Source organism: Brumicola blandensis (assembly GCF_031846165.1).
GTDB lineage: Bacteria > Pseudomonadota > Gammaproteobacteria > Enterobacterales > Alteromonadaceae > Glaciecola > Glaciecola blandensis.
Genome location: NZ_JAVRIE010000003.1, coordinates 1 through 26,493, shown reverse-complemented (window position 1 = coordinate 26,493; position 26,493 = coordinate 1). Strand labels below are relative to the sequence as shown.

The following is a 26,493-nucleotide window of genomic DNA, read 5'->3' as shown; positions in this document are numbered from 1 at the left end:
TGTTTAATTTCATGTAGTATCTATAATTCAACTGGTCAGATGAGCGGATAAGTTAAAATGAGCTTAAGAACAAATTTAAAGAAAGTATTACCTCCAATTTCAGTTACCGAGCAAGAAGCACTTGATGCGGGTGACGTTTGGATTGAGTCGTCTATTTATCAAGGCAAACCTGACATGCATGCCCTGCGCAGCCTTCCTCAAGCAACATTGAGCGCAGACGAGCAAGCGTTTTTAGACGGTCCAGTTCAAGAACTATTAGCAATGGTTGATGAGTTCGAACTGAATAACAGCAAACATATTCCTCAAGAAGTCTTAGATTTCTTAGGTAAAAATAAATTCTTTTCAATGATCATCCCGAAGAAATTCGGTGGTTTAGAATTTAGCCCATATGCAAACTCAACTATCGTAGCGACTATTGCTGCGACAAGTGGTGCAATTGCCGTAACGGTGATGGTACCAAACTCTTTGGGTCCAGGTGAGCTATTGATGCACTACGGTACTGAAGATCAACAAAACTACTGGCTACCAAAGCTAGCGGTTGGCCAAGATATTCCATGCTTTGCACTAACCAGCCCAGAAGCAGGTTCAGATGCGGGCTCTATTCCTGACGCTGCTATTGTGACGAAAGGCATGTGGGAAGGTAAGGAAGTTGTCGGCTTAAGCGTTACTTGGGATAAGCGTTATATTACGCTTGCACCTATTGCCACTGTATTAGGTTTGGCATTTAAAGTATTCGATCCAGAACAATTACTGGGTGACAAACTTGAGCTAGGGATCACCTGTGCCTTATTACCAAAATCTCACCCTGGTGTTGAGTTAGGTAACCGTCACGACCCAATGGGCGTGAAATTCTATAATGGTACAACCCGTGGTAAAGATGTTTTCATTCCGATGGACTTTATTATTGGTGGTGAGAAAAACATTGGCCGTGGTTGGCAGATGTTGGTTAGCTGCTTAGGCGCTGGCCGCGGTATTTCTTTACCAGCTATGGGCGTTGCTTCAGCTCAATCAGCATTTAAATCAACGGCTGAATATTCATTTGTACGTGAGCAATTTGGCGTACCAATTGGTCGTTTTGAAGGTATTCAAGAAAAGCTAGCTGACATTGCTGGTAAAACATTCCTACTTGAAGCCATGCGCGTGTTGACCACTGAAGGTTTGGGCGAAGGCGTTAAACCATCGGTTGTTACTGCAATTGCAAAATACCACATGACTGAACTCGGTCGTGATGTATTGAACTCTGCGATGGATGTTCAGGCAGGTAAAGCAATTCAACGTGGTCCACAAAATACATTAGCGAATGGCTATGCTGCGCTACCGATTGCAATTACGGTTGAAGGTGCAAACATCCTGACTCGTAACTTGATGATTTTCGGTCAAGGTGCAATGCGTTGTCACCCACACTTGAAAGAAATGGTTGATTTGATCCACAGCGACGATAAGTCAGCGGATGCAGCATTCAATAAAGTATTCGGTAAGACTGTAAAGTTCAGCGTGAAGAATGCGTTTAGAAGTTTAGCAAATAGCTACCTTCCATTCTTACGTTCGAAAGAATCTAACTTCCCAATAGTGCGTCCTTACGAGAAGCGTGTGAATGCGATTGCTGCAAAACTAGCACCATTAGCAGATTTATCACTATTGGTACTTGGTGGCGACCTGAAAAAAGCTGAGCTATTGTCTGCTCGCTTAGGTGACGTAATGAGCTACTTGTACGCCGCTATGGCAACTATTCGTTTCTATGAGCAGCGTGTTGAAGACCGTACACAAGCAGAAGCTTACTTCCGTTATGCAATGGAATGGTCACTACAGCAAGCTGAAACGGCTGTTGTTAATTTCATCAACAACTTCCCGAACACGCCTACTCGCGGTTTGATGAGATTGTTGACGAATACCTATACGTCATCTGTTAGCGGTATTTCTGACGACTTGGTTCGTGAATTATCAATGGCATCGTTGCAAGATAGCAGCATAAAAGCGCAACTGACTCACTTAGTGAAAACAATGCCAGGTGATGGCAACGACATTAACGAGCAAGCATTCAAGGCGAAACATGCTGCAATGCCGCTATTGTCGAAAGTACAGAAAGCACTTCGTAAGTCGCCAGTTGTACCATTTGTGTCATTCGAAAACGCTGTTGACAAGTTGTTGGAAGCGGGTGAGTTGACAACCGATGAGCGCACAGTGCTGCTTGAGTACAACGAAAAGCGTAAACTTTCAGTACGCGTTGACGAATTCACTTTTGACATGGATTTATTAAGCGCCGAAGAAACTGACGGACCTAGCGCCGGTAGAACAAAAGATGAAGCCGCAAACGCAGCGTAATCAATAATTTGAGCTTATATACTGCATAGCATGTAAGCATCAACTAAAACTGAAAAAGGCCGATACGTATACGTATTGGCCTTTTTTTATACCAGCAAGCTTATTCACTTTTGGTAGCGTTTACAGATGATGCGACACACTGATATTTTCAATTCGACTGAGCAAGATACAAAGTCGCGCTTACAATTATTGTATGGCAACGCACCTGGTGGTTTATTGATTACCTTGTTGTGCATGGCTGTCTTATGCTTTGGTTTTGAAACGCCAGAACAACAAAGCACTAAAACCCTCATTTTTGGTTTATTAGTGTGCTCTCATTTTTTGCGCATAATAGACAACGTATACACGACTCAACAGTTTAAAAAATCAAACTTCAGAGCTAAACCTGTCACTTGGCGTTTAAGCACAGGTATTCTTGTCAATAGCACTATTTGGGCGAGTTATAGCTTTTTGCTTGTACCCACTATGGACGGCATAGAAATTACTGTTAGCGCCATAATACTCTCTGCCTTAGCCGGAGGTGCGATTACGATTCTAGCTGCATCTACTCGCCTATCCGTTTTATATATGTCGAGTTTGATTTTACCGTATGCCGTCATGGGCTTCTTTAGTGAGTTCGAATATTTTCACTATATTTCATTTTTAGGTTTTAGCTTTTGGGCTGTGATGATGATGTCCTCGAAACAAGCCGGCAAGTTTGTTAGCGAGGCTCTTGATTTAAAGAGTAAAAACACCTCACTGCTGGACTTGATGGACCTTGAGAAAAAGGAAGTCGAGAGAGTGAATAGTCAACTGATCACAGTGAATGAACAACTCGATAGATACAATCTTTCTCTTGAATCTGAAGTCAACAAGCGTACCGAGGAAATCTACCGTCTTTCTAACGTAGACCCCTTAACGAATTTAATGAATCGTAGCGCTTTTCTGCACGAGTTAAAAACGGTCACGCGCCGCCCAGAGAGCTTGCAGCAACAGTTTGCCCTGTTATTTATAGATCTTGATGGTTTCAAAGATGTGAATGATGGCTTTGGTCACAAAACCGGTGACTCGGTATTAAGTGAGATTGGCATGCGTCTGCACGAGCAACTGTTTCTGCTTGAGCTAGATGATTCACAGAATAACCTGTTATGTCGTTGGGGAGGAGATGAATTTTTGCTTTTCATGCCTTATGACAGTGAAAACGTGATCGATACACTCACGACTAATATTCAACGCGCTATTGCTGAAACCATCAAGATATCGTCCAATAACATTGTCTTAGGCGCGAGTATTGGCATCGCCAAGTTTCCTCACGACAGCGAAGATCCTCACCAACTTATCCAATATGCCGATATTTCAATGTATTGCCATAAAAATCTCGGCAAAGGCGATGCGATTGCATTCTCTCCCGCGCTGTTTGAAGAGTTTCAACATGACCAAATTATTCGTGATGGCTTGAAGCACGCCATGGCAACCAAGGAGCTCAGCCTTGCTTATCAACCAATCGTTGATGTGCAGACTAATTCACTCTGGGCAATTGAGGCCTTGTTGCGCTGGCAACACAAGGACCAGTTTATTTCGCCCGCAGAGTTTATTCCTATCGCTGAAAAATCTGGGCGCATTAATCAAATTGGTGCCTGGGTACTTAACAAAGCTTGTGAAGATGCCGCGCAGTGGGCTTATCCGACCAAACCTGCAGTATCGGTCAATGTGAGCTCCATTCAACTACTCGATGCCAACTTCATTCAGATTATTATCGACGCGTTAAGAAACAGTGGCCTGCCTGCCGAGCGCTTGCATTTAGAAATTACTGAAAGTGTCATGTTAGAAAATGGTGAACTTGCGCAAAGCCAACTAAAGAAAATAGCTGACCTAGGGATCCACATTTCTATCGATGATTTCGGTACTGGATTTTCTTCCCTGAATCAATTACAAACCATGTCGTTTGATATTATCAAAATAGATCGAAGCTTCTTGCAAGACCTGAGTAAGCGAGACAAGACCATCATTTCTGCAACGAAATTAATCGCTGATGAATTTGAAGCATGTGCCGTGGCAGAAGGAATTGAGACCGAAACAGAATTGGAGGTACTAAAAGACCTCGGAATTCGGTATATTCAAGGTTATCTTTTAGCGCGCCCTATGCCTAATAGTGAATTAGATGATTGGGTGAATAAATATCATAATAAGAACAACTAAACATGGCACAACTTTACTTTTACTATTCTGCAATGAATGCAGGAAAGTCCACTTCCTTACTTCAATCAGCATATAACTATAAAGAGCGCGGCATGAACATCACCCTGTTCACTGCGGCACTAGATGACCGCTATGGACAAGGGAAAATAGCTTCGCGCATTGGCCTAGAGTCTCCAGCCAATTTATTCACACCAGAAACGGATCTTTTCGCTGCGATGCAAGCAGAATGCGCCCAACACAAAATATCCTGTTTGTTTATCGACGAAGCCCAATTTCTCACCAAACAACAGGTTATTGAATGTTTGCAAATTGTCGATACCTTAAAAGTACCAGTACTTGCCTATGGTTTACGCACAGACTTTAGAGGCCAGACCTTTGAAGGAAGTCATTACTTACTAGCATGGGCTGACAAGTTATCTGAATTAAAGACCGTGTGTCATTGTGGTCGCAAGGCTAACTTTGTTGCTCGCGTAGATGATCAAGGTAAGCCTATATCAGAAGGCGATCAGGTTGATGTCGGTGGCAATGAGAAATATGTTTCGTTGTGCAGAAAGCACTTTACGGAAAAGGTGTCTTTGAATTAAGCCATCTAGCCACTTACAGAAGAGTCAATTGCATACAATGTTATCGTGTGCTGCTTGCCCAGAAAAGTTGGGGTGGAAGAAAGTGCACTAAGACACTTTCTTCGAGAAGCTGCTACTTTGCAATAAGTGGCGATGTGTTGATGGTATTATCATCAGCATTCTTCGACACTTCATCATAAATTGACTTATACAAAGTAGGATAGACTTCTTCCATGTCAGAGAAGTTTTTAATCTCGTTAAATTTCACTCTAACAGCACATTCATTGAAAGCGAATTTCTCACCATCTTTCATCTCGATGTAACAATCGTTTTCACGCTCTGGAACGACTTCCTTATTGGCTCCCCAATAGACAGCATATTCATGGTCCATAAAAGCATTGGCACAACTACTTCTTATGGTTTCCGAACCGACACCAACAATGTCGTACTCTGACATGTCTTTCTTTAACATTTCATACATTTTACCTTTGTTCTCTGTGTCCCATCTTTCGCGCTTTTCTTTCCCATTTTCTGTTACAAATATAGTTTGATCTACGCTTAGTTTCGCGACATCTGTTGCCGACGCTGCAGTTAAAATGAGACAACCAACATCTCCTCTTCTTGCCACATCTAAGGCATATGCAGAAATGCTTACCACTGAATCTTCTAAAGGTGTAATCCCCTTGTGTGCAGAGTCAGCACCAGAACAAGCAACTAATGAGGATGCGATGGATAAGCAGATGAGTTTTTTCAACATGATTTCTTCCTTGTTTGTATTTATATGTAGTGACTACTTGTAGGATTCGAAAATTATCATCTATATCAGCCACTTAAAATTAAAAATATAATATCTAATAATCGAAAAACATACCTAAATATCCCTTTAGTCACTCAAAAGCTTCGTCATACCACCACAAGAAGGGAGTCAATAATGAAGCTGCCCATAGAAAACTGCTAAGGTAAACTTAGCTCCGAACATTAATGTGGGTATTCACCAAACTTATCAATTTACCAAAATTAAACAAAGTTCGCTGTTACTGCGATTTACACTATGATGAATTGAATAATTCACATTGTTAGGGACTCATCATGGACTTTTCATACAACGCTAAAACTCAAGATTATCTCGCGCGCATTCGTGCCTTCCTAGAAGAGCATGTTGCCCCAATTGAAGATCAAGTATATCGAGAGCTTGCAGAGCTCAATCCAACGGGTGATTGGAAGTCATGGAAAGCCCATCCTGCAATTGAACCATTAAAAGAAAAAGCCAAAGCTGCCGGACTTTGGAACTTATTTTTACCCGATGCTGAGCTGGCTCAAGGTCTAACCACCTTAGAGTATGCCCCACTTGCTGAGGAAACGGGTCGCTACATTTTCGCCCCCGAAATTTTTAATTGTAATGCCCCTGATACGGGTAATATGGAAGTGCTATACCACTTTGGAAATGAAGCACAAAAAGAGGAATGGTTAACGCCGTTGCTCACTGGTGAGATTCGCTCTGTATTTGGCATGACCGAGCCTGATGTTGCCTCTTCAGATGCGACGAATATGGCGGCCAGAATTGAGCTAGATGGCGACGAAATTGTTATCAACGGAAAAAAATGGTGGAGCACTGGCTTAGGTCATCCTAACGCAAAGGTATGTATTTTTATGGGTCTTTCAAACCCAGAGAACGACCGCCACAACCAACACAGCATGGTCATCGTACCACTGGATACACCTGGGATTGAAATCAAACGCATGCTCACAGCCTACGGCGATTACGACGCACCATTTGGCCATGGCGAGATGCACTTTACCAATGTAAGAGTACCGAAAGAAAACCTCCTAGTTGGCATGGGTAAAGGCTTCGCTATTGCGCAAGGTCGTTTAGGTCCAGGCCGTATTCACCACTGTATGCGAGCAATCGGTACTGCAGAGAAAGCACTCGAGCTTGCTATCAAACGAGGCTTTGAGCGCGTTGCTTTTGGCCAACCTATTATCAAACTGGGTGGCAACGGAGAGCGCATTGCGATGGCTCGAATGAAAATCGAACAAGCTCGCTTACTCACCTTACAAGCCGCTTGGAAAATTGATAATCTAGGTGTAAAGAATGCTATGGTTGATATTTCAGCTATTAAAGTGGTTATCCCACAAATGCTGGAAGAAGTTGTCGACATGGCAATTCAGATACACGGCGGCGCTGGTATGTGTGAAGACTTCCCACTCGCTCGTTTTGCGGCGGGAGCTCGTTCACTCAGGCTTGCTGACGGTCCTGATGAAGTACATATGGGCATGGTGACACGCCTTGAACTTAAAAAATATCGCTAAGGTGTTCTCAACAAATTCCTATGAATAAAAATGTCATTGATACTGCAGAAGCCGTTCGCCCAGGGGAAGAATTACCGATTGAACCTCTGAAAGAATGGTTGTCTGCGAATGTGCCCAATGTAGAGGGCACGCCAAAAGTTACCCAGTATTCTGGCGGCGCTTCTAACTGGACGTATTGTTTAGATTTTGAGAATAAGTCAGTAATTTTACGTCGACCACCAGCAGGCACAAAGGCCAAAGGTGCTCACGATATGGGTCGAGAGTACCGCTTACAAAAGGCCTTGAAAACGGTTTATCCAAAAGTGCCTGACATGCTTGGCTATACCGATGACGAGTCTGTCATTGGTGCTGAGTTTTATATCATGCAGAAATTCGATGGCGTCATCCCGCGCAAGAATATGCCTCGTGGTTTCGAGATATCTCCAGAAGATACTCGCAAACTTTGCGAATCGGCACTCGACGGCTTAATCGATTTGCACAATGTAGATTACAAAGCAGCCGATTTGTCACATATAGGTAAAGGCGAAGGTTATACTCAGCGCCAGATAAGCGGTTGGACCGGTCGATACCAAAAAGCCAAAACTTGGAACGTACCAAGGGGCAGAAAAGTCACTGACTGGCTACAAGACAATATTCCCAGTCACGAGAAAATTTGTATCACCCACAATGATTACCGATTTGATAATTTAGTACTCAACCCAAACAATCCCCAAGACATTATTGGTGTGCTTGATTGGGAGCTAGCGACGCTAGGCGATCCTTTAATGGACTTAGGCAACAGTTTAGCCTACTGGGTTCAAGCTGATGATGATCGCGTAGCCAAGGGTACGCGCCGTCAGCCAACTCACTTACCGGGTATGATGACGCGTCAAGAAGTTATCGAGTATTACTGCAACAAGCAAAATTTGCGGGCCGAGGACTTTGCCTTTTATGAAGTTTATGGGCTCTTTCGTTTAGCGGCTATAGCACAACAGATCTATTATCGCTATCACCACAAACAAACACGTAATCCAGCGTATAAGCATATTTGGTTTTTTGTGCAATACTTGATGCATCGTTGCCGTAAAATCATTAATCAACAGCGCTAAGGCGTTGTTGAAAACGCAAAAAACAGTAGCAAAAATAAAATAACAATAAAAAGACAACAATAATAAGAAGGTTCTATGTCCTCATCCGTTAGACAAAATATTCTCATCACAGGCGCAAGCTCAGGTTTAGGCAAGGGCATGGCATTATTGTATGCAAAGATGGGTCGGAACCTCGCTTTGTGTGCACGTCGCGTTGACCGGTTGGAAGAGTTAAAAAGTGAACTCTTGGCGATCAACCCGAATATCAATGTGGTTATTAAGTCCTTAGATGTGAATGACCACGATGCGGTTTTCACTGTTTTTCAAGAATTTAAGCAAGAATTAGGCTCGCTCGATCGTGTTATTGTTAACGCCGGTATGGGTAAAGGCGCATCGGTGGGCACTGGCTACTTTAAAGCGAATAAGGAAACTGCCGTCACAAACTTTGTGTCTGCACTGGCGCAATGCGAGGCCGCAGTTGAAATTTTCCGTGCACAAAACAGCGGTCACCTCGTCACTATTTCATCGATCAGTGCTGTCAGAGGTTTCCGACGCGCGCTTACTGTTTATGCAGCAACGAAAGCCGCCATCACATCTCTTACCGAGGGTATTCGCATCGACCTCATGCGCACGCCTATTAAAGTGAGTACGGTTCACCCAGGCTTTATCCGCAGCGAAATAAATGAAAAGGTCGAAAAAGTCCCGTTCATGGTAGATACCGAAACTGGCTGCAAAGCAATTATTAAAGCGATAGAAAAAGAAGGCGGCAATAGCTATGTGCCATCTTGGCCGTGGGCTATTTTGAATCGCGTGATGCGAATTGCGCCGCTCTCGTGGCTAGCGAAAATGAGCTAGGCTGCCATTTTGCAGGAATCTATATTTACACAAACGCTACTGCCATTAGGCTTAGGCATTATCATGTTAGGCATGGGGTTGAGCTTGGTGAAGGACGACTTCACTCGCTTAGCCAAAGTGCCTAAAAGCGTATTTGCAGGGCTACTTGGTCAACTGGTGCTCTTGCCTCTTTTTGCCTTTGCCATCGCGTTCATATTCAATGCACCAGCAGAGATTGCTATTGGCTTAATGATATTAGCAGCCTGTCCTGGCGGCACCACGTCAAACCTTATCAGCCACATTGCGAAAGCAAACCTTGCTTTGTCGGTCAGTTTAACCGCCATAGCAACGCTTATCTGTGTTATCACCACCCCTTTATTGATTCAGTTTGCGATTGATTTCTTCGCAGAAGAAGCAGTTCAGGAATTCTCATTGGTAGACATTTCTAAGAAGCTCATCATTTTACTATTAGTCCCTATTATAATTGGGATGACACTACGCCATTTCTTTTCTAAACCCGCTCGTAGAGTCGAGCCCTTCTTTAGGCACTTCGCTACCGTATTCATGATCCTGATTATTGTCGTGATGTGTTACCAAGAAATAGAAACCATTAAAGCCGCCTTCCCTGATGTTTTTGTCCTTACCTTTGGCTTGAACTTGGGTGCCACAATCCTTGGCGTTAGTATTGCAAAGGCGTTCAACTTGAGCCAAAAAGATGCCTTAACACTGGGCATCGAAGTGGGCACACAAAATGCCACAATGGCAATGCTCATCGCCATTACCTTCTTAGAAAACAACGCCTATGGCATCGCCGCCGGAATGTATGGCATCACTATGTACGTTGGTGCTTTCTTGCTAGTCATGTATCATAAAACGTATCACAAGGAAGCACAGAGCGAATAAGCACGCTCACATCAATTAGGTTAGAACCAATGCATCTTTTACTCGCTAGTCTTTTTTCCGTGTCACTGTTAAGTGCTCTGCCATTAGTTGCCCATGCTAATACTGAAACTGCTCCTCAAGATAATAAACAGGCTAATTTCCAGCTCGATAACCAAGCTCACTTGAATATCGCGACAACCGAAGCACTCATTATGTCGGCCTTAGAAAAATTTCATACGCCGGGGTTAGCCGTTGGTGTTGTGCATAAAGGCGATACCCTCTTACTGAAAGGCTTTGGTGCAAGGCAACTTTCACCTAAAAAACGAGCTGTAAACGAGCAAACCTATTTTCGACTCGCTTCTACTAGTAAAGCATTCACCGCTGCGGCGTTAGGTGTGTTAGTGGACCAAGGTAAACTCAATTGGCAAGACAAAGTCATACAACATTTGCCAGAATTTCAAATGCAAGATGCGTGGGTAACTAGAGAATTTACTATTGAGGACTTACTGGTTCATCGAAGCGGCTTAGTGGGCGGCGCAGGTGATAGTATGATCTGGCCAGAACCCTCTGGCTTTGCTCGTCAGGAAGTGGTGCAAAATCTACAGTACTTAAGCCCAGATTACAGCTTTCGTTCTGCTTACTCCTACAGCAATGTACTTTACATCACTGCTGGTGAAGTGATTGAACGGGTTAGTGGTCAGTCATATGCAGACTTCTTACAAGATACTATTTTTAGCCCTTTAAACATGCAGTGTTATGCGGGTGATGTGCCTAAATCTGCTATCAAAAACTCAGCAACTCCCTACGCACACAATGATGAAAAAGGAATGTATGCTGTTCCTCGCAATGGTATTCAAGAAACCGCTCAGATGTCAGTAGCCGCTGGCGGTATAGTGTGCAACGCAGAGTCCATGACCTTATGGCTGAAAGCCTTACTAAACCCTTCTACCTTGCCGTTTTCTGAATCTGTATTAGATGATATGTGGCAAGCCCACACCATTCTGGGCGTAGCGGAAACGGATGAAGAATGGGATGGCACTCACTTTAAAACCTATGGTTATGGTTGGCGTTTAGCGAACATGTTCAATTACAAAGTGATCTCCCACACCGGCACATTATCGGGTTATCAAGCCTATGTGGCTTTGGTTCCTGAGTTAGAGCTAGGTGTGGTATTACTCAATAACGGTTCAAACTATGGCGTTAGAGGCTCGGTAATGCAACATATACTGAAGGCCTTCATGCCGCGAGCAAATCAACTCGCTGAATCCAAGATTGATAACTGGGTCCAGGCCTATGTTGATTACCAAGATGAACAAGAACAAAAGTACCTTGCTCGTCAATTGCCCGAACCCGTTGCGACTAAACCTATGCTCATCGAAAGTGAAGATATTCTCGGTACTTATTCCGATGTTTGGTTTAAAGATATGAACATTGAAATGAAGGATAAAACGTTACGACTGAGTTCTTCTCGTATGTTTACCTTGGTCGGCACATTAAGGCCTTTTGAAGCAAACAAATTTGTTGTTAAGTGGGATAACCAAAATGCTGCCTCAGACGCCTTTCTGATATTTGAAACTGATTTTCAAGGGAACGTGACCGGTATGAAAATGCACCCTTTCACCGCAAAAGAGCGCAGTCGACACGAATACCGAGACATGCACTTTATAAAACAGGACGAGGCTTCTTCGGAAAAATAACTGAAGAGAGCCTTCCTCTACTGCTTATCTTCCTCGAACAACTGCTGTAGCTCTGCCCTGCCTTGCTCCGTAGATTTGATCATTTCAGGTAAGCCTAGATTCTCTTGTACCACTTTATCCAGCATTTTTTTGTCATGTTCTGAGAACAAAGCGGCCATATTCTCTGCTTGTCCCTCAGTGTAGCCGTAAGCTTTTAACACCTCTTTTGAAGCAGAGAGAGCGCTATCAAACATTTCACGAATAAAATAGCTCACACCGAGTTTAGAAAGGTCAATCGCGTGCATTCTGTTGCGTGCCCTGGCGATCACTTTTACCTTTGGAAACTCGTGTTGAACCAGCTTCACTAACTCAGTAATTTCTTCCGCATTATCGATAGCGACCAACAGTACTCTTGCTTCTTCAATGCCTGACTTTTTGAGTAGGTCGAGTCGGGTAGCATCACCAAAATACACTTTATTGCCAAACTGCCTCACGAATTCAATGTGCTCAGCGTCTTTGTCCATTGCTGTAAACGGAATACCATTCGCCGCTAGAATACGGCCTGTGATCTGTCCAAAACGGCCAAAGCCCGCAATGATGACCTTGGGTTCGCTATTATCGCTGAAACTATCGTAAACGGCGGGACAATGGCGAGTATTGAAAAACAGAGAGTAGATAATCACGATGGGCGATGTCAGTGCCATCGACAAACCAACAATCAGGTTTACCTGACCGGCTATTGATGCATCCAACACAGCATTAGATAACGCCAAGGTCATGACCACGAACGCAAACTCGCCGCCCTGTGATAGCATCAATGCTACTCGCATCGCATCTTTTCCGCTTTGTTTGCTCGCGCGCAAGATCGCGAAAATAATCGTCGCTTTCACCACCACAAGTAATATGCTCATGCTAATGATGAAAACGGGCTCGTTTATCAGTAATTGCAAATCGAGATTCATCCCAATGGCAATAAAAAACAAACCTAGAAGTAAGCCCTTGAATGGCTCAATTTCTGTTTCAAGTTGATGCTTAAAGGTACTGTCGGCTAGGAGAATACCAGCAATAAAAGCGCCCATTCCCATCGACAGACCTACTTTATCCATTGCCAATGCGGTCACTAACACAATGAATAAAGCTGCAGCTGTCATCACTTCAGAACTTCCGTAGCGGGCAACAATGCGTAGAAAGGGATTGATCAGAAAGCGACCCACAAAGAGGACCGCAATAACTGCGCCTAAGCTAATATACCAAGCCGGTCCTACTTCGGTTTGTACAGGCGCCAACGCAGCGACAACCAACAAAATAGGAATAACAGCGACATCTTGCATTAACAAGACCGAGAATCCCTGCTGACCCGGTGGCGTTTGTAGAATTCGCTGCTCATTCATTAGTTGTATAGCAAAGGCCGTTGATGACAATGCCAAGCCCAAACCAATCACAATACTCCCGTTAACGGACACACCTATTACCGCATACGAAAAAAAACCAATCACTGCAGCTGAAACTAACAACTGCGTTCCACCGCTGAACAGAATTTGGTTTCTCATGCGCCACAGAGTCGCAGGCTCTAACTCCAGACCAATAACGAACAAGAGCAATACAACGCCCAATTCCGCAAAATGTAAAATAGTATATGGATCGCTGACTAGATTGAGTGCTGATGGGCCGATGATCACACCAGCAATAAGGTAGCCCAGAATGGCACCAAGTTTGAGTTTCTTAAATAAGGGAACAGCAACGAGGGTAGCCCCCAGAAAAATAGCTACCGAGCCAAGTAAGCTCATAGTAAAAAATCCGATCAACAAAAGTTACTGACCATGATAGTAAAAAACCCCAACAGTCCCTAGTACTTTCAAGGGTCTGTTGAGGTTTGTTCAAAAATATGATGATTTATTTAATGTTGAAGAGCTTATCGAGTGACAACTTGCCTGAGCCCCAGATTGCAACGAGTAACATTAATAAGCCCCAGGTAACATGCTCATTCAACGCAGCTGCTGGCATATCTTCAAAGCTCAATACAGCCACATAGTTCACAATGAATAGACCAATCGCTGCTTTTCTGCCAAACAAACCCAGCACTAACATAATTGGCAATACAATTTCACCGAAGGTAGCCAAGTAAGCGGCAACTTCAAAATTTAGAACCGGCACGGCATACTCATATTCGAACAAGAGCAAAGTAGATTCCCAGTCTCTCAATTTGGTTAAACCTGCTTTGAAAAACACCCAAGCCACGTAGAAACGTGCTAGTAGCAAGCCTACCGGTTGTAGTAAATCAAGTTTACCCATTATTGAGTTGTATAGGTTTATTATCTTCGCCATGCTGTTTCTCTCTTATATTGTGTTATTTAGTATTGGTGTCATGTTTGTTCAGCATTAACAAAGCCTTGGGTACAAGCCGACTTTAAAAGCTAAACATGTTCAACCGCAAAAATGAGTTTCTTTGTGATTGCATTGGTCAACCAAGTCACAAGATCTACCTTGTGTTCACCAAGCGCTTCAATTATTTGGCTTACAGGCTCTCCACTCAGTATTTTTTGTATCACCAATGCCTCTGCATCCGATAGATATTCAAACTGGGTTTTATACTCTGCACGCCACATTACAAGAGACCGAGGAGGTTCAGAATTTATTGCATTATTTATTGATTTTGTGATGTTTTTTAGTAATTCTTGCCGTGCTAACACACCTTCATTTGATTGCAAATACGGATCGTGCACAAGTTGATACAAATCGACCACAGGAAACCACGATAACATCAGGCTAAGACCCGGCGCAGGAACAAACCTTAATTCATCACTATCTTCTGTTTCTAACTTGGCAAAGGTGTTTGCTTGAAACTCAATATCGCTTTTTCGTTGAATCTGGTGAATAAACCAATCGAGCTCTGCAGCTTCACTTAAAAATGGATATTCAGCTAAGGCTTCTTGCTCATCAATATATTCGCTGAAACTATCACCATACTCACCCCAGTCAAACTGAGTTTTAGGCTCATCTATTAAGTAGTGCTTGGTCAATATCCTAAAAGAATCTGCGCCAATAAGGCTTTCCACACTTGGGAAAGTAATTGCCAGCGCCCTAATGCCATTTTCTATGAAGTTATTGTGATAAATGTTCAGTGCTTTTTGTGTTTCTGCTGACTGCTCAGGCACCTGCCCTGCGGCTTCTGGCGCTTGCACTTGTTTGCTGAAAATAGCATTGATAAGCATTTCGTCATAAGACTGCTCGTCTTGAGCTTCATTCAGTTCGCTTGCGTGATCGCTTTTTTGAGTCGGCATCTCAGGGATCCCTTCGCTCTGAACCATCAGCGATTACTTTTGCTTTTTTCGCTTCACCCAATAGCACCGACCATTCTGGAATTTGTGTATCCCATTCAACCAAGGTTGGCGTGTTTTTGAATCGCTGAATAGCAAACTCATATAAATCCCAACACTGTGCCGAAACCTCAGCACCATGGTCATCAATAATAAAATCATTTGTTTGGGAAGCATTATCGGTATAGCCCGCTAAATGGATTTCACCGACGATTTCAGGTGGCAATTGCAAAAGATCTTGTTTGAGCACTTCAACAGGGTTGTTCGTCTTCTTATTGAGCGCATTTATGATCAGATTATTAAGATCTAATAGCAGTCCACAACCGGCTGAGGAACACATTTCAAGCAAAAACTCAAACTCACTCATGTCATCTTGAGTGCTCGCGTTTAACTGGGCCGCGTGAATATAAGCTGATAAATTTTCAATTAACAGTGGACGCTGAATATTGTCTTGCACCTCTTGAATGTGACTGACTATATTCTTTAAAGATTGTTGATTATATGGGATGGGTAACAAATCACCGCTGTGTACTAAGTTACCCTGAACCCTTGCTCGATTGAAACAAAGGTGTTCTGAAACCAGCATAGGCTTGGTTAACTGAACAAGGTTGGTAAATTTCTGAAGAATAGATTTAGGCACTCGGCTTGAGGAGCCTAAGCCTAAAGATGTGCCATGAATACTTAAAGGATAAGCCTGAGCAATGTCCTGAATGATGGCCTTACTCGCGCCACCCTCAGCAAAGAAATTCTCTGCATGAACTTCTACAAAGTCAACTTCGTGTGAATGACTTGCAGCGTTCTGTAGTGCTTCGGTATAGTGAGAATGACGAAGCCCAACACCGATTAAGGTCTTGGGCTTGTCGTTGGCTTGCTTATTGTGAAGTGTAGAAGACACTCTGAATAAGACTTAAACAATACTAAGCCAAAGGCCTAGCTGTTTTTCTTAGCCTGCATTTCTTTGAAAAGCTTTTTCGCTGCTTTACGGTCGTGACCGCCAAGTTCTTTACAAGTACCAGCTGGCACTAAACGCCACTCGCCGATATCATTGTCTACAGTAGATTGACCTGCACAGCTGTGTGTTCCAGCTAGGTTTGCACAGTCATTTTGACCTGCTGCAGAAACGCCGTAGCACTTCTCTTTTTTCTTCTTCGCTGCATCTGCAGTGTCGATAACACCCATGGTCATTACTGTTGCTAGGGCTGCGGCCATTGCTAAATTAGTCGTTTTCATATGAAAATCCTCATTGTTTGGATTAATTGCCTGCCGAAACAGGATAGTTATTAAAACCGTGAAAAGAAACAAAAACTTTCACGCTATGTATTTTTTTAAACAAATATTACTGAATTACTACTTCTTTGGCCCCACACTTACCTTGGATGAAGCCTAAATATCAATTTATAAATCTGTTGATGGCGTATCTGCAATGGTTACCCAAATGCTATCAGCTACTTCGATAAGTTCTTCTTTTTCACCTACCCAGCGCGCTTGAACTTTTTTATCTAAATTTAGGTAAAGCTTATCATCAACAACCGCCCATGCTTCTGGATCGATATCGAACTTGTACTCTTTAGATACACCAAACGCACAATAACCGCCATACTGTGGTGCATATTTCGTTGGGTTGCCGTCAAACAGGGACTTGTGCTCGGCTGAACTAAATTGATATGTCGCGCCCAAGTGCTCAGAAGTAAATTGGCTTGTACCAATCACCGGTCTTGCTTGAGTAAAGTAGGCAACTGGGTCGTAACCTTTTATCGCCAAACGAGATTCGTCAACGTTAACTGCATTAATAGAAGACTGCGCTTGAGTCGGAATTAATCCGCAAGAAGTCACAGTAAACGCGATGACTAATGCCGCAGCGCTAAGTAATTTTGAACCTTTCAATCTGGCAAACATGGGTAGCTCCTAATATGTTGTCGCTTTGTTTTGAATTAATCTTATTTGCTTCCCCTACTTCCTCGTCATTCTGTTCACTTTTTCAGTATTGAATGAAGTAGTTTGTTAGCAAATTCGATTATAAGACCCAGCGATATTTCAAATTATTTCAGGCGTAGTTGAAAAAATAGAAATTAGTAGCTTGAATGTGTGAGAAGAGTCAGTATTTCAAAGTGAATAAAAGCTCACCTAAGTCAGGCTGCCATTGAAACTCAGCGAATTTAACGCGATGATTCAATACCACTACATTTTCTTCTTGTAAAAGGCCTGTTTGCTTCAAGGCTTGCTCACTGCCTTTCGGAAAAGCCAATTGTCCGTTTGAACGCAATACTCTATGCCATGCCACGCTTTGTCCTTCGGGGACAAATCCCAAACTTTTACCAACTAGTCTTGCGCGTCCAGGCAAACCAGCTAGATCAGCAACCTGACCATAGCTCGCCACTTTCCCCGGAGGGATAGCGTTCACAGTGGTCCAGATTTTTTGATATGAGGGATTCAATGTGTCTGCTTCCAAAGTAAAGTAGATAAGCAGCAGTAAAACTTATGTCACTGCTTGCTTGCGATTAAACTCTGGCAGTTCGTACGTTTTATCTCGCATCACTTGTTTGAGCGTTTCGATGCTTTGAAATATATCCTGAAAACTGAGATAAGTCGGCGAAAAACCAAAACGGATAATATCAGGCGCTCTGAAGTCTGCGACGATCCCTTTTGAAATAAGCGCTTGGCACAAGGCATATGCCTTGTCATGCGTGTAAGCGAGCTGTGAACCGCGTTGTTCAGGTAATGCTGGCGACGCGAACTTCAAACCCTTGAGGTCATCCGCGTCTTCAACTGCCTGTTGGAAAAATGACGTCAGCGCCATCGATTTGTCTCTGACTTGTTGAATACTAACGTCATCAAACACGCTTAATGCCGCATCCAATACACTCATCGAAATCACGCTAGGCGTGCCACTTAAGAACTGCTTAATACCGGAATCGGCTTGGTATTCAACTGCAAAATCAAAGGGCTTGGCATGCCCCATCCAACCACTTAAGGGTTGTTGTAATTTTGCATGATGTCGCTTGGCAGCATACACAAAGGCTGGCGCTCCCGGCCCGCCATTCAGGTACTTATAGCCACACCCAACAGCAAAATCCACCTTATGTTCGTCGACGTTTACTGGCAGAACACCCGCACTGTGAGCTAAGTCCCAAATGACTAAAGCCCCGTGCTGATGGGCCAATTCAGTGATTTTAGGGAGATTATGGATATAACCAGAACGAAAGTTTACATGCGTTAACATAACAGTAATAAGTGAGTCGCCAAGCTCCTCTATCTTCTGTTCAATCTCCTCTTCCTCGCATAGCACAAGTTCACATTTTCCAGAGCCAATTAATGCTTGCAAACCTTCTACGGTATACAGGTCGGTAGGAAAATTATCGCACTGAGATAAGATTTTAGTACGCTTGCCATCATCACTATTCAGTGACAGGGCGGCACATAGCAGTTTAAAAAGGTTTACCGAGATGGAATCACAACAAATCACTTGAGCAGATGCAGGGTCATTTTTAACATCTTGCTTCGCGCCGATTAGTGGCGCAATGCGATCCCCCACATTCATTGGCAAATCTATCCATGCATGCTTATTCCAGCTAGTAATTAAATCTTTACCCCATTGTGTTTCGACAACTTCCAGAGCACGCTTTTTAGCCGCCTTTGGTAAAGCGCCAAGAGAGTTACCATCTAAATAAATAGTGTCTTCTGGCAACTCATAGTGATCGCGTAAATGCGCAATCGCATCTTGTTGGTCTCTTGCGATCGCAGAAGCTGCATGGCTTTGTGTGCTTGCGTGCTGGGATTTCGAATTTTCACTCATGGTGTATTTTTATCTCAGTGATTCTAAAGTGGTAAGAAGCTGTTTAAACGCATAGGAACCAGGATGGATCCAATCAAAGTGTCCAACACCCTCGAGCATGACTGTTTTAGCTCGCACATGCTTCGCTTGTGAAGGCGGTACGATGCTGTCCTGCGTGCCTTGCAGCAAGATAAAGGACCTTAACTCCTCTCCACTTAATTGATAGTTTTGTGGATTAGCTAAATAATAGTTCTGAACTGACTCCGCGGGAAGTCCAGATAGAAAACTGGGCGTTGCCGACTGACAACTATTGCTGCCGTTAGCATAGTCTATAACATTCATGATGCCGGCAAGCCCGACGATATCAACACGCTCAACTTCCTCTGGCAATGCATCCTCTAGCTTTGCGCCAAGCATGGCTGCTAAGTGACCACCAGCACTATGGCCAATAATATGTATATTTTTAGTGTTATACCCTTGGCCATTTAAGGTTCCTAGGGCTTTTAAGCCAGCACTAAGATCACCCAAAGCAACTGGCCATTCGCCACCATTGCCAGCGCGGCGATATTCCATTGACCAGACTGGATAGCCTTGTTGCGATAAGGCGGTTGCTAATGCGTAAGAATGTTTAATATCAAACGCGCTCAACCAACAACCTCCGTGAATAAACACAATAACGGGTTTGCTGCTACGTTCCGGCGGTGACCAAAATGCTGCATATTGATCGGCATGTTCGCTACCATATTTGTGTGTTTGATCTGGCTCGCGAAATGACAAGGCCGACACTAGCTTGTATGGCGTATTCTTCTCGGCACTCGGGAAGTCGATGAGTTCAGTCTGCTGCGCTTGAGAATGGCTACTAAAAATCACCATACTCAGCGCCATGAATAAAGAGTTGATAATTGTTTGTTTAACAGGCCATATATTCTGAAATTGAGTTTGCACCGATTGAATTCCTTGTCGAAGATAGGGCTAAGAGTCTACCATTGATAAAACGAATATTGCATACAAACAAGAGACCTTGAACATGGCATTTCAATATACGATCAAATTATCAGCAAAGAGCCGAGGTTTTCATTTAGTCACCGAGGAAATCATACGACACTGTGATGATTTAAAAGGAATAGATTGCGGCGTTTTTCATGCGTTCATACAACATACATCAGCGTCCCTTACAATCAACGAGAATGCAGATCCCACGGTGAGAAGTGACTTAGAGGCCCATGCAAACGTATTGGCACCTGAGAACGCGCCACATTACCGTCACACATATGAGGGACCAGACGATATGCCTGCTCATATAAAAGCATCTATATTTGGGAGCAGTGTCAGCATACCAATCAATAAGGGCCGATTGTTGTTAGGCACATGGCAAGGCATTTACTTAGGGGAGCATCGTGACCATGCTGGTTCAAGACAGATTGTCGTCACGATTACTCACTAACTTCTATTTTGTGATATGTCTATTTCCTGGTAATTCTATTTCGTGATAAAAGGCAAAACTGTTGGATCGACATCTTTTCCAAGGTTGAACACAAATACCGGTCCAACAGCCAGTTCAAAATTACCCGTCGCTATTTGCATTGAAACCTGTGTTGTTTTGGCATCGTAGCTTTCCTTCGCGACCCCAGCTAGTGCAAAACTTTGCCAAGTTGTGGTGAGATTAAAATCACGACCAATAACGGTAGTATAGGGCTCAGAACCTTTTTGAACGCCTACGTTCTTTATGACTGCCGCGTCGTCCTCGCTTGGCAGTGCTAGTGCTTTGGCAAAAAATGCCATGTAGATCACATCACCTTTTTCAATAGGCGCGCCTAGCACATTGAATATGCCAGCATCCCATGGGTTTTTGCTAAGATTGGTTTTCACTTCCAAAGCGACACCACCGAGAGCATCGCTTTCTCTATTAAAGGCAGCTTGAATATTTTCGCCAAAGGTTTGCAAACTATCTGCATAGGGAGAAATCATGATTGCGCCATCTTTCGGCAGAGCTGAAACCAATTTGCTGTAAATCAAATCAACCTCTTTTGATTTATCTGCAGCAAGAGCGGCACCCAAAACGCTTTGGGTGAGCAATAGTCCAGCGCCCAATATTATTTTAATTATGCTGTGCATTGTTTTGTCCATTCACTTTTCACAATATTTTATTGTTGTTGTATGTTTAATTGTTTTTGGGCACCGACGTTTATGTGCCTCACGCTAATGTAAACAATTTGTGAAGAAAAATGCAAGCGCTTACATTTTTATAGTATAAGCTCAATTCTCGCTAACATTCTGAGATCAGCGGTATTGTTTAGTTGCTTTCTAAAGTGGTAATGATGGTTTGAAGGCGTTCTTCGACGCTGCCTGAGAGCACCGTGAATTGGATCTTACGCTTAACAAGCTCATTTGAAATGAAGTCTTGGAATGCTTTCTGTTTTACATCGCCTGAGCGCTCCCAAGTATCCTCAAAAGGAATATCATCTGCACATAAAAAAACATGGTCGTAGCGTGCTTTACTCTCGTCGGCAAGTCGACTAAGTTCAGGGAGTGCTGAGTCATGATAATCCAAAGCAAAATGCCAGGTTGTTAGTGCGTTTGTATCGACAAATAGATACGAGTTTGCATCAACAATCGTGCGTTCTTCAATCGCGATATGTTCTTGCGCGATATACAGTAACTGTTCAGGACTCAAGCGACGATTAGACTGATTTTGTTCCCAATATGTGCGACCGAACTCATCAACATGCTTAGTATTGAAGTACTTAGCAGCAGCTTGGCAGATAGTCGATTTTCCGGTGGAAGGTGCGCCCATAAAAACGACTTTTTTTACGGGATTTGAAGCTAATGTATTCAAAAATAAACTCGTTTAATTCTTTAATTGTTGTTTGCTTTGTTGATGCCAAGCGTAAAGGCCTACGCACGCCATAATCAAAAAACAAGCATATAATATGGCTGTTGGATAAAGGGCTTTTTGAAGATAAACGTAAATTGCGACAATATCGACCACAATCCAGAACGCCCAATTTAATATATATCGTCTTGTCATCATGAAAAACGCCACTAAGCTCACACAGGTTGTGAACGCATCGGCATAAGCAAAGCTCGCATCTGTATACTGCTTCATTGCAGTACCAAGCAATAAAAAGGAGACCAGAGAAATACCAAGGAAAATGGTTAAATGCTTCGCCGAAATCGTCTCGACATTCACCGTCGTTTTAGTGTGTAAATGTTGCGACCATTGCCACCAACCATAAATCTGCAATGCCATGTACACCACGTGCAAACCAGCGTCAGAGTATAGCTTTGCTTGATAAAACACCCACACATACAGTGTGACTTGAACAAAGCCAAACGCAAAATTCCAAATATTCCCGCGAATAAGCAACACCAAACAAATAAAACCGCATATCGCGGCACTTATTTCAATTGTATTGCTGCCAAAAAAGCCGCTGACAAATTCGTTAAAGCTCATTATTCCTCTATGACAACATGGCGAAAACGCTGGCCATCTTGCGTAATAATAAACAGATCGCCATAGTCTTTTTCACTGAGGGTTTTGTCAGGGCCGCCTAATAACGAAAGAAGCTGCGGTGTTGTATTGCTGTGCCCAAGAACTAAAACATTGCCATCAAGCGCTTTCAATTCATCTGCAAAACTAGCCAGGTCTTTCGGCGAATAAAGCGTAACAGCTATATCCAAACGCATAGAAGAAGGCAAAGCGGACTGAAAAGTGCGGGTGTAGTCAGTGGAGTAAATAAAACGAATATTCTTATCTTTCAAGAATTCAGCTAAGCTCTCAGCTTTGTTCACGCCTATTTGAGTTAGCGAGGGACCTTTGTCAGGACGCGCCTTGTTAGGCACGTCGACAGAGGTACTCTGCTTTTGTTTTTCAAAATGACGGATCAAGTAAATATCAGCGGCCATTAACTTCGTCGAGCTAACTACTAACAGCAAAAAAGTACTGACAAGCAGAATCAACGGCTGCTGTTTTACTCGTTTCATTCTATTTACCACCTAATGAATTTAAATTAGAGATGAAAAACTTTCAGTCAGCATTTTCTTCGCTTCTTGACCTTGTTCAGTATCAAGATAAGCTTTTGCTTGTTCAATGAAGTCTGTGATCATTTCCGGTTTCAAGCCTAGGGCTTCAAACTGTTGTTTTAATTCATTTATTCCTTTCAAAGAGTCGCTGTATTCAGACGCTTTGTTTAAAAGGCCTGATATGCCATCTGACGAACCTAGTTCTTTAATGTCTGGCACTGAGTTCAACACTTGGTCTAAGCCAGGTAATGACGCGCTCAAATCGCCGAATGACTCACTTGATACGTTATTCTTAACGTAGTTCATGATTGAACCTAAGCCGCCTTCTGCTTGTTCACTGGTAACACCTAGATTTTCAGTCAGCGCGCCCAACATACCATCGATACTTGGCATTTCAGGTACGGCAACTTCTTCAGCGCTATCGCCAAAACCGAGCATGCTTTTGAAAGAGTCGAACCAACCCTCTTCAGCATGCGAAGATGCGGAAAAAGTTAAGCTTGCGGCGAGCAATAGAGAGGTAATTTTTTTCATGGTAGTTCCTTTTTTATAATTAGGTGTAATCCGGTACAACTTTTGAATTATCGAGATAAGATTCCAGCCCGCTAAAGGCCTTGCGCTGTCCTACTATTATAATGGAAAACAAAAGCTTGGGATATTGCTTTTTTAGCCTTTTCACCTGCCAGTAACTTAGGCATACTTAGCGACTTCTCCATTTATTACAAAGGAATCCTTAGATGGCATATGATTTTGGCTCACAAACCCTCGGAATCAAAAACCCCTTTAAAAAAGAGGGATTGTTTAAAGCTATTGCCGGAACGCTTGTCGCCTTAATTGGCGTATATACGCTAATTCAAGTATCAGGCGCGTTGAAAGAAGACAAAATAATTGGTTGGACTTACGCAATTATCGGTTTTTATTTGTTAGTTAGTGGTGCTAGACACACAGGTGTTGGCTTCTTCCAACTATTTAGATATTTCGTTGGTCGCTCGGTACCAACATCTTTAGCATTCAACTTATCTCGCTCTGAGCAAGATTCAGCGAAAATGGAGAAGCCGGCACTTCTTTATAGTGCAAAGTCTCTTCACTCCATGATGATGGGTCGTAAAAATACGACATTCATCGAACCGGTTGGCTTCTTAGGCCGATTTGTGCACTCTATTTTCCCAAAACTCACATTCCTACCCTACCCTTTGCGTAAAATGGCGCAAGAAATAGCGGGCGTTACCATTAACTTCTTAACGGGTATCTTGTCGTTTTTGATCGTGTTTTTTGTTGTCACCACGGGCTTAGCTGGTGAAACTGCGCAGCTGTTTGCTTTGCCTATCATGGGTGTTTTACTACTTCTTTATTTGGTGGTCACGTGGTCATCTGCTGCCAGAGCTATCAACTCAAACCGAGAGACTGTTCTGAAAAGTGCTGGCGGCGCATCTTTTGGTGGCTTGCTTGCTTTATCGATCCTGGTTCCCGTCATTGCCGGTATATACCTCGATGAATGGCTCAGCGTTAGTGACAACACGAAAGAAGTATTTACTGAGGCAAGTGGCATATTCAGCGCTTGGGGCAACTTAGGTCTGTTGGCGATCTCTACTATTGCAGTGTTAGGTGCTGTACTCCCACTCTTATTCGCAAGAATGGCCAAGGCTGCTCCGCAAACAGAGGTGAGTGAATACCGTGAAAACATGCAAGAGTCTGTTCATCCTAACGAAATATTCATCAATATCGAAAATATCGTATTGGCGAATCGCCGCTATAAAGAAATGCCAAACCGTATCTACCGCGAATTTGACCCGCAACTTAACGAACAGTCAGATGGTAAAGGTAGCTTCAATGGCGAATTGCTGATAGAAACACAACCGGCTCTGGCAGAAGAAGAAAATAATACCCAGCAAGACGGCAAGAAAAGTATCTTATCGCTCGTTGGGCAAATATTCTTTATCGCTAGCGCTGTGTCATTCTATTTCTTGGGCCAAAACGTTATCGACACCATTGGCGCTTACAATGACCACAAAGCCCTTGGCACAGACGAAAACCTAACGCTGCTATTGCAAGCAGTAAGCGGCGGGTTATTTACTTTGTTCGCATGGTTAACGTTTAAAAGTGCATCAAAGATACTCGATGCGGCATCTCACCTCTTCTGGGGCGAAATGCACTTTACTTCTTTATTGATGTATTTAAAAACCGAAGGGACTTATACAGAGTCGAAACTTTCTACCGGTATGTCCATTCATGACAGCACCCGCTCAGAAAATACGGTTGTGCGTTCAAGTATCACACCTTGGGTAATCACCTCTCGCATCAAAACTTCAATTTTTGCTACTAGCGGCATGAAGAACCTAGAGCAACCACGCTTTATAATGTCCATGACCAAAAATGAGCAGGAAATGGCGGCGATCGTCGATGAAATCAAAGGCTTCTTACGCGAACGTGAAGCAATTGCTGCGATCACTAACGAACGTGATTTATCTAATGCGAGTCAAATTCACCAAATCAATCAACAATCTCGAGCATTCGAGAGTGGTTCGATTGATAGTCGTTTGGACTTGAAGGAAGACGAAGAAGCCGCTGGTTATTTGCGCAATGAAGAGGCACAAGCCGAAGCAGAGCAAGATGCTCCTAAAGGTGCATCAAGCGACGATACCAAGCAACCCTAAGCAAAACCATCGTCATCCCCGCACTTCCGTCATCCCCGCAAAGGCGGGGACCTAAACCCTTCCGTCATCCCCGCGAAGGCGGGGACCTAGATCATAAAAACGCTGTATACGCTAAGCTAATGAAATCTAAACCCGGGTTCGGTCTTTTAAAGCCTGCATTAGAGTAGTGTAAATAGCGTAAGGCGATTGAATCACGCTTGTTCTTACCAAACTTCATCACAATACCGAGACGATCTTCGAACTGGTAGTGTGTACTAACATTTTTACCAGCAAAGCGAGTATCATCTAAAAGGGACACACCTATTCCGAACTCAACGAAGATTGGATTCGATTTATACTCTGAGAACTGATATTCAAATACTGGTGATAATGCTAGAACAAAATTGCTGTCATAGTTGTTTTCAACGCCGTATTCCCAGAAGTTAACGCTAGTTTCAAAGTATAGATTCAGATTTGAATTATATTGTTGCAAGTAATCGCTATGATATTGCAGCGCGATTTTTATTCCCCGAACATCACCTTCGCCGTGGATATAGCCAGCCGATACGGCATATTTGCTAATATCCGAGTCAAGGCTTGCAGTTGCAAAAGAATAGGTACTTGCCAAAACCCCTGCAAAGAAAGTAAGTGCGACAATAAAGTGTTTAAAAAACTGTAAAAGATTAGATTTCATCATTTCCCCAGATAGCGCTACCGCGGAGTAGCAAATTAAAATGTGTTAAGTCTTGCTCTATCAATGGGGTAAATTTTAGTGTTTATAAATGGACGTTTTGATTCAAAATTATTATTTTTTGGAACATATAATACAAAAGTAAACTAATTGTAAGGTTTTACTTTGTACTTATGCCAATTAGATTCCTGCCTTCGCAGGAATGACGATGATAAGAAAGCCGTCATT

Annotated in this window: 26 protein-coding genes; 10 read left to right on the top strand and 16 right to left on the bottom strand. The window is 43.1% G+C overall.

All coding sequences use genetic code 11. The features are described 5' to 3' along the window. Positions 1–57 precede the first annotated feature (57 nt). From RM544_RS08655 to RM544_RS08645, 3 genes are all read left to right on the top strand, one after another. Positions 58–2,322 carry an acyl-CoA dehydrogenase gene (locus RM544_RS08655; RefSeq protein WP_311361392.1) on the top strand — a complete coding sequence of 755 codons (2,265 nt, stop codon included), beginning with the start codon at positions 58–60 and terminating at the stop codon, positions 2,320–2,322. A gap of 126 nt (positions 2,323–2,448) precedes the next feature. Next, positions 2,449–4,500, top strand: coding sequence for a putative bifunctional diguanylate cyclase/phosphodiesterase (locus RM544_RS08650; RefSeq protein WP_311361391.1), 2,052 nt, complete (start codon positions 2,449–2,451; stop codon positions 4,498–4,500). Between the two features lie 2 nt (positions 4,501–4,502). Further along, positions 4,503–5,084 (top strand): thymidine kinase, encoded by a 582-nt coding sequence (locus RM544_RS08645; protein WP_311361390.1) that lies wholly within the window; start codon positions 4,503–4,505, stop codon positions 5,082–5,084. A gap of 112 nt (positions 5,085–5,196) precedes the next feature. Here RM544_RS08645 and RM544_RS08640 read toward each other — a convergent pair whose 3' ends face one another. Next, positions 5,197–5,820, bottom strand: a complete 624-nt coding sequence (locus RM544_RS08640; protein WP_311361389.1) for a hypothetical protein — start codon at positions 5,818–5,820, stop codon at positions 5,197–5,199. Between the two features lie 332 nt (positions 5,821–6,152). On the opposite strand from RM544_RS08640, the gene RM544_RS08635 reads away from it, so the two are divergent. The 5 genes from RM544_RS08635 (at position 6,153) to RM544_RS08615 (ending at position 11,853) form a co-directional block, all read left to right on the top strand. Beyond that, positions 6,153–7,373, top strand: coding sequence for an acyl-CoA dehydrogenase family protein (locus tag RM544_RS08635; RefSeq protein ID WP_311361388.1), 1,221 nt, complete (start codon positions 6,153–6,155; stop codon positions 7,371–7,373). Positions 7,374–7,393: 20 nt separating this feature from the next. Next, complete coding sequence (locus RM544_RS08630) at positions 7,394–8,461, top strand: phosphotransferase family protein (protein WP_311361387.1); 1,068 nt, start codon at positions 7,394–7,396, stop codon at positions 8,459–8,461. 75 nt (positions 8,462–8,536) lie between these two features. Beyond that, positions 8,537–9,295 carry an SDR family oxidoreductase gene (locus tag RM544_RS08625; protein ID WP_311361386.1) on the top strand — a complete coding sequence of 253 codons (759 nt, stop codon included), beginning with the start codon at positions 8,537–8,539 and terminating at the stop codon, positions 9,293–9,295. A 9-nt stretch (positions 9,296–9,304) separates the two neighbouring features. After that, positions 9,305–10,177 (top strand): bile acid:sodium symporter family protein, encoded by an 873-nt coding sequence (locus tag RM544_RS08620; protein WP_311361385.1) that lies wholly within the window; start codon positions 9,305–9,307, stop codon positions 10,175–10,177. Positions 10,178–10,206: 29 nt separating this feature from the next. Further along, a complete protein-coding gene (locus RM544_RS08615; RefSeq protein ID WP_311361384.1) occupies positions 10,207–11,853 on the top strand; it encodes a serine hydrolase in 1,647 nt (548 codons plus the stop codon). 17 nt (positions 11,854–11,870) lie between these two features. Here the strand turns inward: RM544_RS08615 and RM544_RS08610 are convergent, their stop codons facing one another. The 9 genes from RM544_RS08610 to RM544_RS08570 all read right to left on the bottom strand — a co-directional run bounded on the left by RM544_RS08610 (position 11,871) and on the right by RM544_RS08570 (position 19,866). Beyond that, the gene (locus RM544_RS08610; protein WP_311361383.1) at positions 11,871–13,619 is read right to left on the bottom strand and encodes a monovalent cation:proton antiporter-2 (CPA2) family protein; all 1,749 of its coding nucleotides are present in this window, start codon (positions 13,617–13,619) and stop codon (positions 11,871–11,873) included. Between the two features lie 106 nt (positions 13,620–13,725). Continuing rightward, entirely contained in the window at positions 13,726–14,157 is a 432-nt protein-coding gene (locus tag RM544_RS08605; RefSeq protein ID WP_311361382.1) for a DoxX family protein, read from the bottom strand. Positions 14,158–14,246: 89 nt separating this feature from the next. Continuing rightward, the gene (locus tag RM544_RS08600) at positions 14,247–15,140 is read right to left on the bottom strand and encodes an HvfC/BufC family peptide modification chaperone (RefSeq protein WP_311361381.1); all 894 of its coding nucleotides are present in this window, start codon (positions 15,138–15,140) and stop codon (positions 14,247–14,249) included. After that, complete coding sequence (locus tag RM544_RS08595; RefSeq protein WP_311361380.1) at positions 15,115–16,044, bottom strand: MbnB/TglH/ChrH family RiPP precursor modification enzyme; 930 nt, start codon at positions 16,042–16,044, stop codon at positions 15,115–15,117. Before RM544_RS08595 ends, RM544_RS08600 begins: the two co-directional genes overlap by 26 nt. Positions 16,045–16,079: 35 nt before the next feature. Next, positions 16,080–16,379, bottom strand: coding sequence for a BufA1 family periplasmic bufferin-type metallophore (locus tag RM544_RS08590; protein ID WP_311361379.1), 300 nt, complete (start codon positions 16,377–16,379; stop codon positions 16,080–16,082). A 165-nt stretch (positions 16,380–16,544) separates the two neighbouring features. After that, the gene (locus RM544_RS08585) at positions 16,545–17,045 is read right to left on the bottom strand and encodes a YHS domain-containing (seleno)protein (RefSeq protein WP_311361378.1); all 501 of its coding nucleotides are present in this window, start codon (positions 17,043–17,045) and stop codon (positions 16,545–16,547) included. A 199-nt stretch (positions 17,046–17,244) separates the two neighbouring features. Next, the gene (locus tag RM544_RS08580; protein ID WP_311361377.1) at positions 17,245–17,583 is read right to left on the bottom strand and encodes an MGMT family protein; all 339 of its coding nucleotides are present in this window, start codon (positions 17,581–17,583) and stop codon (positions 17,245–17,247) included. 42 nt (positions 17,584–17,625) lie between these two features. Then, positions 17,626–18,942: a kynureninase gene (gene kynU / locus RM544_RS08575; RefSeq protein WP_311361376.1), complete on the bottom strand. Its 1,317-nt coding sequence runs from the start codon at positions 18,940–18,942 to the stop codon at positions 17,626–17,628. 9 nt (positions 18,943–18,951) lie between these two features. Further along, positions 18,952–19,866, bottom strand: a complete 915-nt coding sequence (locus RM544_RS08570; protein WP_311361375.1) for an alpha/beta hydrolase — start codon at positions 19,864–19,866, stop codon at positions 18,952–18,954. 82 nt (positions 19,867–19,948) lie between these two features. On the opposite strand from RM544_RS08570, the gene RM544_RS08565 reads away from it, so the two are divergent. Beyond that, positions 19,949–20,365, top strand: a complete 417-nt coding sequence (locus RM544_RS08565) for a secondary thiamine-phosphate synthase enzyme YjbQ (protein WP_311361374.1) — start codon at positions 19,949–19,951, stop codon at positions 20,363–20,365. Positions 20,366–20,400: 35 nt separating this feature from the next. Here the strand turns inward: RM544_RS08565 and RM544_RS08560 are convergent, their stop codons facing one another. The 5 genes from RM544_RS08560 to RM544_RS08540 form a co-directional block, all read right to left on the bottom strand. Beyond that, positions 20,401–21,036 (bottom strand): hypothetical protein, encoded by a 636-nt coding sequence (locus RM544_RS08560; protein ID WP_311361373.1) that lies wholly within the window; start codon positions 21,034–21,036, stop codon positions 20,401–20,403. A gap of 178 nt (positions 21,037–21,214) precedes the next feature. Then, on the bottom strand, positions 21,215–21,757 hold the full coding sequence (locus RM544_RS08555) for an AAA family ATPase (RefSeq protein ID WP_311361372.1): 543 nt from the start codon (positions 21,755–21,757) through the stop codon (positions 21,215–21,217). 12 nt (positions 21,758–21,769) lie between these two features. Further along, positions 21,770–22,375 (bottom strand): nicotinamide riboside transporter PnuC, encoded by a 606-nt coding sequence (gene pnuC / locus RM544_RS08550; protein WP_311361371.1) that lies wholly within the window; start codon positions 22,373–22,375, stop codon positions 21,770–21,772. After that, entirely contained in the window at positions 22,375–22,905 is a 531-nt protein-coding gene (locus tag RM544_RS08545) for a SixA phosphatase family protein (protein ID WP_311361370.1), read from the bottom strand. Before RM544_RS08545 ends, pnuC begins: the two co-directional genes overlap by 1 nt. 21 nt (positions 22,906–22,926) lie before the next feature. Continuing rightward, positions 22,927–23,475 carry a DUF2780 domain-containing protein gene (locus tag RM544_RS08540; RefSeq protein WP_311361369.1) on the bottom strand — a complete coding sequence of 183 codons (549 nt, stop codon included), beginning with the start codon at positions 23,473–23,475 and terminating at the stop codon, positions 22,927–22,929. A 203-nt stretch (positions 23,476–23,678) separates the two neighbouring features. Here RM544_RS08540 and RM544_RS08535 point away from each other — a divergent pair, with 203 nt between their 5' ends. Then, complete coding sequence (locus RM544_RS08535) at positions 23,679–25,595, top strand: hypothetical protein (protein ID WP_311361368.1); 1,917 nt, start codon at positions 23,679–23,681, stop codon at positions 25,593–25,595. 91 nt (positions 25,596–25,686) lie between these two features. Here RM544_RS08535 and RM544_RS08530 read toward each other — a convergent pair whose 3' ends face one another. Continuing rightward, entirely contained in the window at positions 25,687–26,268 is a 582-nt protein-coding gene (locus RM544_RS08530; protein WP_311361367.1) for an acyloxyacyl hydrolase, read from the bottom strand. Positions 26,269–26,493: the final 225 nt, after the last annotated feature.

What these genes read in the sequence shown, in the direction of transcription:
- RM544_RS08655 (WP_311361392.1), top strand. Translation starts at nt 58, where the DNA reads ATGAGCTTAAGAACAAATTTAAAGAAAGTATTACCTCCAATTTCAGTT.
- RM544_RS08650 (WP_311361391.1), top strand. Translation starts at nt 2,449, where the DNA reads ATGATGCGACACACTGATATTTTCAATTCGACTGAGCAAGATACAAAG.
- RM544_RS08645 (WP_311361390.1), top strand. Translation starts at nt 4,503, where the DNA reads ATGGCACAACTTTACTTTTACTATTCTGCAATGAATGCAGGAAAGTCC.
- RM544_RS08640 (WP_311361389.1), bottom strand. Translation starts at nt 5,820, where the DNA reads ATGTTGAAAAAACTCATCTGCTTATCCATCGCATCCTCATTAGTTGCT.
- RM544_RS08635 (WP_311361388.1), top strand. Translation starts at nt 6,153, where the DNA reads ATGGACTTTTCATACAACGCTAAAACTCAAGATTATCTCGCGCGCATT.
- RM544_RS08630 (WP_311361387.1), top strand. Translation starts at nt 7,394, where the DNA reads ATGAATAAAAATGTCATTGATACTGCAGAAGCCGTTCGCCCAGGGGAA.
- RM544_RS08625 (WP_311361386.1), top strand. Translation starts at nt 8,537, where the DNA reads ATGTCCTCATCCGTTAGACAAAATATTCTCATCACAGGCGCAAGCTCA.
- RM544_RS08615 (WP_311361384.1), top strand. Translation starts at nt 10,207, where the DNA reads ATGCATCTTTTACTCGCTAGTCTTTTTTCCGTGTCACTGTTAAGTGCT.
- RM544_RS08610 (WP_311361383.1), bottom strand. Translation starts at nt 13,619, where the DNA reads ATGAGCTTACTTGGCTCGGTAGCTATTTTTCTGGGGGCTACCCTCGTT.
- RM544_RS08605 (WP_311361382.1), bottom strand. Translation starts at nt 14,157, where the DNA reads ATGGCGAAGATAATAAACCTATACAACTCAATAATGGGTAAACTTGAT.
- RM544_RS08600 (WP_311361381.1), bottom strand. Translation starts at nt 15,140, where the DNA reads ATGGTTCAGAGCGAAGGGATCCCTGAGATGCCGACTCAAAAAAGCGAT.
- RM544_RS08590 (WP_311361379.1), bottom strand. Translation starts at nt 16,379, where the DNA reads ATGAAAACGACTAATTTAGCAATGGCCGCAGCCCTAGCAACAGTAATG.
- RM544_RS08585 (WP_311361378.1), bottom strand. Translation starts at nt 17,045, where the DNA reads ATGTTTGCCAGATTGAAAGGTTCAAAATTACTTAGCGCTGCGGCATTA.
- kynU (WP_311361376.1), bottom strand. Translation starts at nt 18,942, where the DNA reads ATGAGTGAAAATTCGAAATCCCAGCACGCAAGCACACAAAGCCATGCA.
- RM544_RS08565 (WP_311361374.1), top strand. Translation starts at nt 19,949, where the DNA reads ATGGCATTTCAATATACGATCAAATTATCAGCAAAGAGCCGAGGTTTT.
- RM544_RS08560 (WP_311361373.1), bottom strand. Translation starts at nt 21,036, where the DNA reads ATGCACAGCATAATTAAAATAATATTGGGCGCTGGACTATTGCTCACC.
- pnuC (WP_311361371.1), bottom strand. Translation starts at nt 22,375, where the DNA reads ATGAGCTTTAACGAATTTGTCAGCGGCTTTTTTGGCAGCAATACAATT.
- RM544_RS08545 (WP_311361370.1), bottom strand. Translation starts at nt 22,905, where the DNA reads ATGAAACGAGTAAAACAGCAGCCGTTGATTCTGCTTGTCAGTACTTTT.
- RM544_RS08540 (WP_311361369.1), bottom strand. Translation starts at nt 23,475, where the DNA reads ATGAAAAAAATTACCTCTCTATTGCTCGCCGCAAGCTTAACTTTTTCC.
- RM544_RS08535 (WP_311361368.1), top strand. Translation starts at nt 23,679, where the DNA reads ATGGCATATGATTTTGGCTCACAAACCCTCGGAATCAAAAACCCCTTT.
- RM544_RS08530 (WP_311361367.1), bottom strand. Translation starts at nt 26,268, where the DNA reads ATGAAATCTAATCTTTTACAGTTTTTTAAACACTTTATTGTCGCACTT.